The sequence below is a fragment of the Pseudomonas sp. 05N434 genome, from assembly GCF_056396965.1.
The window spans coordinates 1-4,343 of record NZ_JBFTMK010000437.1; the positions used below are offsets into that span (position 1 = coordinate 1).

General features: G+C 56.1%; 6 protein-coding genes and 1 pseudogene. 1 reads left to right on the forward strand and 6 read right to left on the reverse strand.

What is annotated here, in order from left to right; genetic code table 11:
• The 6 genes and pseudogenes from AC1DLB_RS22715 to rplM all read right to left on the reverse strand — a co-directional run.
• Window positions 1–82 (reverse strand): annotated as a pseudogene (locus tag AC1DLB_RS22715) (stringent starvation protein A); the annotation flags it as partial.
• A 150-nt stretch (window positions 83–232) separates the two neighbouring features.
• On the reverse strand, window positions 233–1,015 hold the full coding sequence (locus AC1DLB_RS22720) for a cytochrome c1 (RefSeq protein ID WP_018930120.1): 783 nt from the start codon (window positions 1,013–1,015) through the stop codon (window positions 233–235).
• Window positions 1,015–2,226, reverse strand: coding sequence for a cytochrome b (locus tag AC1DLB_RS22725; protein ID WP_018930119.1), 1,212 nt, complete (start codon window positions 2,224–2,226; stop codon window positions 1,015–1,017). The genes AC1DLB_RS22720 and AC1DLB_RS22725 overlap by 1 nt, the downstream gene beginning before the upstream one ends.
• Window positions 2,226–2,819 (reverse strand): ubiquinol-cytochrome c reductase iron-sulfur subunit, encoded by a 594-nt coding sequence (gene petA / locus AC1DLB_RS22730; RefSeq protein WP_007939825.1) that lies wholly within the window; start codon window positions 2,817–2,819, stop codon window positions 2,226–2,228. Before petA ends, AC1DLB_RS22725 begins: the two co-directional genes overlap by 1 nt.
• Before the next feature lie 267 nt (window positions 2,820–3,086).
• Window positions 3,087–3,479 (reverse strand): 30S ribosomal protein S9, encoded by a 393-nt coding sequence (gene rpsI / locus AC1DLB_RS22735; RefSeq protein ID WP_003228056.1) that lies wholly within the window; start codon window positions 3,477–3,479, stop codon window positions 3,087–3,089.
• 14 nt (window positions 3,480–3,493) lie between these two features.
• Window positions 3,494–3,922 carry a 50S ribosomal protein L13 gene (gene rplM / locus AC1DLB_RS22740; RefSeq protein WP_007939824.1) on the reverse strand — a complete coding sequence of 143 codons (429 nt, stop codon included), beginning with the start codon at window positions 3,920–3,922 and terminating at the stop codon, window positions 3,494–3,496.
• Window positions 3,923–4,167: 245 nt separating this feature from the next.
• On the opposite strand from rplM, the gene AC1DLB_RS22745 reads away from it, so the two are divergent.
• The coding region (locus AC1DLB_RS22745) for an aldo/keto reductase (protein WP_477785683.1) at window positions 4,168–4,343 on the forward strand (176 nt) is incomplete at its 3' end.

Below are 4,343 nucleotides of genomic sequence, written 5' to 3' on the forward strand. Positions count from 1 at the left end.
TCTCTGCAAGTACGATGCGCACTCGGTGGGAATAGTGGTCGGCGGGGTCGGAGTAACAGGCCAACCGATTGGTCACGCCCATGGCGGTCCTCCTCGCTTGTTGAAATTATCGAAAACGGAAAAACACGCGCGCCCAGAGGGCGCCTCCCGTAACGCCTGGATCACCAGACTCGTTACACCTTCAGAGACGCCCCTGGGCGCGTGCGATTAACAGCAATGGCTTACAACGTTATCAATGGACGTCTTTCCAGTATTCACGCTTGAGCAAGTAAGCGAATACGAAGAAGAACGCCAGGTACAGCAACACATAGGTACCGATGCGCTGATGCTGCAGCTTCACCGGGTTGGCCGAGTAGGCCAGGAAGGTCACCAGATTCTTGACCTTCTCGTTGAACTGCTCTTCGGTCAGCGTGCCGGTTTTCGGCAATACGGTCAGTTGATCGCAGGCTTCATGAGTCAAAGCGGTGCCGGTCAGCGGATCGAACTGCTTCTTGCCGTCATCGACGACTTGAACCTGTTTACAGCCTACCACCTGGCGACCCTGCAAGCCGACCAGAACGTTAGGCATGCCGACGTTCGGGAACACCTTGTTGTTCACGCCCCATGGACGCGACGGGTCTTCATAGAACGAACGCAGGTAGCCATAGAGCCAATCCGTGCCACGAACGCGAGCCACCAGTGTCAGGTCGGGTGGCGCCGCACCAAACCAGGTCTTGGCGTCAGCCGGCTGCATGCCGATGCTCATGTGGTCGCCGATCTTGGCGCCAGTGAACACCAGCTTCTCGAGCATCAGCTCGTGAGGAATGCCCAGGTCATCGGCGACACGCTCGTAGCGCTGGAACTTGGCACTGTGGCAGCCCATGCAATAGTTGGCGAACGTACGTGCGCCATCCTGCATGGCAGCCTTGTCGGAAACGTCGATGTCGACTTTTTCCAGCTCTGGGCCGCCGTGTTCGGCCGCGAAGGACAGTGCTGGCAGCGCAGCAAGAATCAGTACAGCAAATAGTTTTTTCATCAGCCAGTCACCCTTTCCGGAACCGGTTTGGTCTTCTCGAGCCTGGTGTAGAACGGCATCAGAATGAAGTAGGCGAAGTACAGGAAGGTACAAACCTGCGACAGCAACGTACGTTCCGGGGTAGGCGCCATGACGCCCAGCCAGCCAAGAATCACGAAGGAGATGCAGAATACCCAGAGCCAGATCTTGCTCAGCCAGCCCTTGTAGCGCATGGACTTGACCGGGCTACGGTCAAGCCAGGGCAGGACGAACAGCAAGGCAATCGAAGCACCCATGGCAACAACACCCAGGAGCTTGTCCGGAACGGCCCGCAGAATCGCGTAGAACGGCGTGAAGTACCAGACCGGAGCGATGTGCTCAGGGGTCTTGAAGGCGTTCGCCACTTCAAAGTTCGGCTTCTCGAGGAAGTAGCCGCCCATTTCCGGGAAGAAGAACACGATCGCGCAGAAGATGAACAGGAACACCACCACGCCGACGATATCTTTCACGGTGTAGTACGGATGGAAAGCAATGCCGTCCAGCGGTACGCCGTTTTCGTCTTTGTGTTTCTTGATGTCCACGCCGTCCGGGTTGTTCGAACCCACTTCGTGCAACGCCAGAATGTGCAGCACCACCAGGCCAAGGATCACGATCGGCAAGGCAACCACATGCAAGGCGAAGAAACGGTTCAGGGTAATACCGGAAATCAGGTAGTCACCACGGATCCACTGGGTCAGGTCGTTTCCGATGACCGGGATCGCACCGAACAGCGAGATGATCACCTGGGCGCCCCAGTAGGACATCTGGCCCCACGGCAGCAGGTAACCCATGAAGGCTTCAGCCATCAGCGCCAGGTAGATCAGCATGCCGAACACCCACACCAGCTCACGCGGCTTCTGGTACGAACCGTAGAGCAGGCCACGGAACATGTGCAGATAAACCACGATGAAGAACGCCGAAGCGCCAGTGGAGTGCAGCAGACGCAGGATCGAGCCGTACTCGACGTCGCGCATGATGTATTCGACGGAAGCGAATGCTTCTTCCGCCGACGGGGTATAGCTCATGGTCAGCCAGACACCGGTAACGATCTGGTTGACCAGAACGAGCAGCGCCAGGGAGCCAAAGAAATAGAAGAAGTTGAAGTTCTTCGGGGCGTAATACTTGCTGAGATGGTCTTCCCACATTTTGGTCGCGGGGAAGCGCGCATCAACCCAATCCATGAACTTGCTCATCACGCTTTCTCCGTATCGACGCCAACGACAATAATGTCATCGGTCTCATAGGAATGCGGGGGAACTGGCAGGTTCAAAGGCGCGGGTTGCGACTTGTAGACGCGGCCAGCCAAATCGTAGTGGGAACCGTGGCAAGGGCAGAAGTAGCCCCCGACCCAATCCTTGCCCAGATCGGCAGGTGCCACTTCTGGACGGAAGGTCGGCGAGCACCCCAGGTGAGTGCAGATACCGATCAGCAGCAGGACTTCTGGCTTGATCGAACGCGTCTGCGGGTCGACATAGGTCGGTTGCGTCGAGTTCTTGGAGGCGGGGTCAGACAGCTGGCCCTCAATCTTTTTCAGATTCCCCAGGATTTCCTCGGTACGGCGGACGATGAACACCGGCTGGCCGCGCCACTCAGCAATCATTTGCTGGCCTGGCTCGATTTTGCTGACATTCACTTTCACCGGTGCACCTGCGGCTTTCGCCTTGGCACTGGGAAACCATGACCCCACGAACGGGACCGCAGCCCCCACCGCTCCTGCAGCACCCACCACGGATGTGGCTGCTACCAAGAAGCGACGCCGGCCTGCATTCACGCCGTCATTGCTCATTCAGTCCTCTCCCATCAGCTTTGTGGCCTGTTAAATCAGGCGTCTACTAAGTAAAAATCTGAACTTATAAAAATTTTGCCGAATGGTAATGAAAAGCCCCAATTCTGACAAGGTAATTACCGAAGGGCTCCACTGCCAAGCCTTGTAGTATAGGGCCTCTGCGGATGTGGCAAGTTGTCACAGCGCAATTCGTTGATAAATAGCGCCCATAAAAAAACGCCCAGCTTCGCAAGGAAACTGGGCGTTCTTTTTGAACGTGAAAGCGAATTAACGCTTCGAGTACTGCGGACGCTTACGCGCTTTACGCAGACCGACTTTCTTACGTTCAACTTCACGTGCATCGCGGGTTACGAAGCCAGCTTTGCGCAGAGCAGAGCGCAGAGTTTCGTCGTAGTCCATCAGAGCGCGAGTGATACCGTGGCGGATTGCGCCAGCTTGACCACTTACACCACCGCCGATCACGGTGACGTAGATGTCGAACTTCTCGACAGTCTCAGTCAATTCCAGCGGCTGACGAACTACCATGCGGGCAGTTTCGCGGCCGAAGAAATTATCCAGCGAACGGTTGTTGATGGAGATGTTACCAGTGCCCGGACGCAGGAAAACGCGTGCGGTTGCAGTCTTGCGACGGCCAGTGCCGTAATTTTGAGTCGCCGACATAATGAACTATTCCGTTAAAACTTCAGTTCTTGGGGCTGCTGAGCAGTATGAGGGTGAGCAGCGCCCGCATAGACTTTCAGCTTACGATACATGTCGCGACCCAGCGGGTTCTTAGGCAGCATGCCTTTGACCGCGGTCTCGATCACGCGCTCAGGGGCTTTAGCGATCAGCTTTTCGAAGTTGATCGACTTGATGCCGCCCGGGAAACCGGAGTGGGAGTAGTACATTTTGTCAGTGGTTTTAGCGCCAGTAACACGTACTTGCTCAGCGTTGATTACGACGATGTAGTCGCCGGTATCAACGTGAGGAGTGTACTCAGCCTTGTGCTTGCCACGCAGACGGCTCGCGATTTCAGTGGCCAGACGACCCAGGGTCTGACCAGCAGCGTCGACGACAAACCAGTCGCGCTTTACTGTTTCCGGTTTAGCAGTAAAAGTTTTCATTCTTTATAGCCTCAGGGGCCGCCCTGTAAATTAGACGGCGGATCTTACTGAATAGTGCGTACTTTGACAAGTCAAAGGCAGCCGGATACAGACGCTTTCGGGGGCTCGGGTCGGCGCGTCCGTTCAACGGCAAGATTCTTCGGCGGCGGCGCATCACTTCCACTGCAGAAAGAGGTGCGCAATTATGCAGATTGCGAAAAATATTTCAACCTGCTTTTATGATTGTTTTGCCCAAGGAGCACCCGATGGACTATCGCCAGCTAGGCCGTACCGATCTGAACGTGAGCGCCATCTGCCTCGGCACCATGACCTGGGGCGAGCAAAACAGTGAGGCTGAAGCCTTCGCCCAGATCGAACGCGCCAAGGGCGCCGGGATCAATTTCATCGACACCGCCGAGATGTACCCGGTGCCGCCCAAGGC

Excerpts from the sequence above, each read along its gene's own strand:
- AC1DLB_RS22720 (WP_018930120.1), bottom strand. The coding sequence starts at position 1,015 with ATGAAAAAACTATTTGCTGTACTGATTCTTGCTGCGCTGCCAGCACTG.
- AC1DLB_RS22725 (WP_018930119.1), bottom strand. The coding sequence starts at position 2,226 with ATGAGCAAGTTCATGGATTGGGTTGATGCGCGCTTCCCCGCGACCAAA.
- petA (WP_007939825.1), bottom strand. The coding sequence starts at position 2,819 with ATGAGCAATGACGGCGTGAATGCAGGCCGGCGTCGCTTCTTGGTAGCA.
- rpsI (WP_003228056.1), bottom strand. The coding sequence starts at position 3,479 with ATGTCGGCGACTCAAAATTACGGCACTGGCCGTCGCAAGACTGCAACC.
- rplM (WP_007939824.1), bottom strand. The coding sequence starts at position 3,922 with ATGAAAACTTTTACTGCTAAACCGGAAACAGTAAAGCGCGACTGGTTT.